Source organism: Eudoraea sp. (assembly GCF_049665975.1).
GTDB lineage: Bacteria > Bacteroidota > Bacteroidia > Flavobacteriales > Flavobacteriaceae > Eudoraea.
In genome coordinates this window covers 1-3,840 of sequence record NZ_JBATGR010000124.1, presented here as the reverse complement: position 1 = coordinate 3,840, position 3,840 = coordinate 1, and the positions used below count along the sequence as shown (strand labels likewise).

The 3,840-nt window shown below is 39.5% G+C and carries 2 protein-coding genes; both read right to left on the bottom strand.

The genetic code is table 11. The features are described 5' to 3' along the window. Nucleotides 1–143: 143 nt before the first annotated feature. Nucleotides 144–521: a response regulator transcription factor gene (locus tag WBN20_RS05005; protein ID WP_424271212.1), complete on the bottom strand. Its 378-nt coding sequence runs from the start codon at nt 519–521 to the stop codon at nt 144–146. 28 nt (nt 522–549) lie between these two features. Continuing rightward, nucleotides 550–3,840: response regulator (locus WBN20_RS05000; RefSeq protein WP_424280927.1), on the bottom strand; the 3,291-nt coding region annotated here is incomplete at its 5' end.

Here is a 3,840-nt window from a genome sequence, read left to right as displayed (position 1 = left end):
AGTGTCATCAAAGCCCATCACTGCAAATTTCAATCTCAATTTGGCCGCGATAGAGAAAATTACCTGCTCTGAACCATGGCTTTTTTTTAAGATACTTTTCAGGGCTTTTAAATAGTACTTTGAACTGGTATGCCTTGTCATACTTACATCTTCAGTATTTCTTCCGCAATAGACAACATCTCATCCGGATCAAAAGGTTTGGTCATGTAACGGTCTGCTCCCATGTCCAGCCCTTTTTGACGATCTACTTCCTGACCTTTTGCAGTTAAGAGTATGATATATACTTGTGATAATTTGAGCTCTTTTTTTACTTTATGACAGACTTCCATCCCATTCATCTTGGGCATCATAACATCCAGGAATACAAGGTTGGGTTCCTCCTTTTGAATTAAGTTTAATGCTTCTTCTCCATTCTCCGCAAACAATAATTCAACACCTTCATCTTCCAAATCCTCCAGGGTTTGCTCTATTAGCATTCTGATATGTGCTTCATCATCTACAATGAGTAACTTTTGTCCCATATATTTATATTTCCTTATTAATTAATAGTTATTCATAGATAAAGAACATAACGTTCTCCATCCCTTTTTGAAGTTTTAACTCCTTTAATTTTTTTTGATCCCCATTGTAAACGGAGTTAAGCATAATAATATCCGGTTTGGATTTTGTGGCTGTTGCTAAAAAGTCCTTTGAGTTTGATTCCACCACTTTATAGCCCCTCGCATTCAATACATCGGAGAGCGTCTTAACGGCAGATGCATCCTCATCTACTACTAAAACTTTCTTTTTAGATACTCCCTGTTCCAGTAGTTCTTCTACTTCGTGAAACAAATGTTCCGTATTTATTGGTTTGGTAAGATACCTGTCTACACCTATTCTAAACCCACGCTCCTTGTCCTGAACTATAGACAATATAATTATGGGGATATCCATAGTTGCAGGATCGTTCTTTAATACCGCTGCAACATCAAATCCGTTTATTTCAGGCATCATAACGTCGAGAATGATCAAATCTGGTTTAGACATTCTTACCATATCCAAAGCTGCTTTGCCATTGGCGGCTTCATTTACCTCGTAGCCCGCTTCCGTAAGTTCCTGTCTTAAGAGAGATCTAATAGGGGTGTCATCATCAACGACCAATATAGTTTGCGCCTTTTTTAAGGTGTTTAGAGAGGAGTGCTTAATTTGCTTTTTTAAGCTTTTAAGTATTCTGTCTAATTGAATAGGGGGTTTGTCCGTTCCTTCTCCCATAACCGGGATAGTAAAGAAAAAAGTACTTCCTACCCCTGCGGTGCTCTTCATCCAGATAATACCTCCATGGTGCTCAATAATTTCCCTGCAGATTGGAAGCCCCAGGCCGGTACCCTTGGGTTTATCTGTTAAGGTATCCCCGGCTTGCCTGAAGCGTTCAAAGATCTTATGTCTGTCTTCTTCGGCTATGCCTATACCTGTATCCTGAACTTCAACAAGGATTTGCCCGTTATCTAATGATGCCTCAAGTACCACAGATCCCTTATCTGTAAATTTTACTGCATTAGATAAAAGGTTAATTACCACCTGAATAAGTTTGTCCTCATCCGCACTTACTACCGGTAGATCTTCCGAAACCTTTTTCTTCAGGCTTAGCCCCTTTTCTTCAAATAAAGACGAGGTACTCGCAATGGCTCTGCTAATCACATCCTGAAGGAAAATAGGTTTCTTGTTCCATTCCATTCTGCCCGATTCAATTTTGGCAAGATCCAGTACATCATTTATTAAATTGGTAAGCCGTTCCCCTTCGGAGACCACTACGTTCAGGTTTTCACTTACCTGTTTCATGGACTTTTTTATTTTTTGATCCTCTACTTTAACTGCCGGGAATATCTTTTCTTCAAGCCTTTTCCTGATAATTTTGGCAAAGCCCAATACCGATGTTAATGGCGTACGTAATTCGTGACTTACCGTTGAAAGAAAAGCACTTTTTGCTTCATTGGCATCCTCTGCTTTTGCTTTTGCCTCTTTGGCTTCTTCATATAGTTCTGCATTGTGAAGGGCCACTCCAACGCTAATTGCAATTGTATTTAGTAAATTTTTATCTTCCTGGTTAAAACGGCTGGCCAGTTGCGTACTTTGTACACTAAGCACTCCAATAACTTTGTCTTCAACAGGAATAGGAACTCCCAAATATGAAATAGCCCGCTTACCTGTCTGGGAAATCCCATACTTATCATATTGGGCAACAATATCAGAGTCTTTATTAATTAGCAAGGCTTCCCCGCTTTGTATGATTTTAGAGGTGAACCCTTCACCAAAAGTCATTGGGGGCATATTATCACCATCCTGATAGGGAAAATTAATAATCCCCTTTTCCTCGTCTAATATGGCCAGATACGTAATATCCGATTTAAACAGGTTCTTCATCTCATTACCTACAAGCTGTATCAGCTCTGTAAGTTCTAATTTTTCTGTAAGCGCTTTACTTACATGGTTAATAGTATCCAATTCATCCAGGCGCTGTTGAACCTCTTTAGTACGCTCTTCTACCTTATCTTCCAAATCCTTTTGCTGTTTAACTAAAAGATTGGTACGGGTTTTTACAATAGCGTATACCAATGCCAGGAAGCCTAAGACATAGAGTGCATAGGCCAACCACGTTTCATACCATGGAGTGTTAATGGAAAAGGTAACTAAGGCTTCAGGACTAATACCGCCATATATATTCTTTGCTTTTACTTTAAAGGAATAATTCCCTGAGGGTAAATTAATATATTCCCGGGTGGTTTGTTTGGTCCATTCAGACCAGGTTTTGTCCAGGCCTTCCAATTGTGTGCTATATGTAATATCTTTTTGGCCTATAAATAAAGGAGCTGCAGAACCTAAGGCGACGGTATTTTCTTTAAAAGGGACTTTTAAATTTTTAGGAAAATCGATATTTCCCGCATAAAGAACAGAGTCTCCGGCGATGCTCAGGTTTCGTATTTTAACATGAAAATCAGGAGTTGCCGGTTTTTCTAATTTACCTTCATAGCGAACAATCCCGTCAGGACCAGTAAACCATACGGTTTGGGAGCCATCCGGTTTTGTGTCCTCCGGGTAAATACCCCAAATCACCTGATTGTTTAGTTGCCTAAAGGTATCTGTGTTAAAGGTGTATTCTCCTGAGGCTGACTTTTCAGCCACAAAAATACTTGAACCGGCATTAAACCATATTTTTCCCGCACTGTCCTTAATTAAGTTTGATCTTCCTCTTCTGTTCCAGCCAATTAAATGGTCAAAGAACAATTTTCTTTTTTCGAATTTATTTTCAGCACTGTTAAAAGCGTAGGTTTCCTCCGTTTGTGGCGCGATAAAATTTAATTCATCATTAACTTCCAGAAGCCCGATAAAAGAATCCGGCAAGCCATTATCTTGTGTATAGGTGGTGATATTGGAAGCGCTGAAATTCATTTTCCCGTCTTCAAAACCGGGTTTTACTAAATGAACCTCTCCTCGTTCTGACGAAGCCACCCAAAAATCCCCCTCCGGCGATTCAGAAATGTCACCGCCACCGGCAGATGTACTTAGCTCTGAAAATGAGAATTCCAGTTCAAATTGTTCTGTCCTGGGATTAAAATAGAATCCTTTAATACCTTGTTGATGGCCAACTATTAAGCGATCAGGATCTTTTTTGGACGGATAAAGAAAATTGGAACGAAAATCATAATTCTGACTTTGCAAGACATATTTAAAAGTGGTCCCTGTAATTTCAACCAGGCCCATTCCGCCAGTACCTGTATACAACCTGCCCTTGTGCTCTATAAAATTATTTCCCTGGCCATGGGTTCCTTCAATTTGAATTATTTTATTGGCATCCTCATCCAA

What these genes read in the sequence shown, in the direction of transcription:
- WBN20_RS05005 (WP_424271212.1), bottom strand. Translation starts at nt 521, where the DNA reads ATGGGACAAAAGTTACTCATTGTAGATGATGAAGCACATATCAGAATG.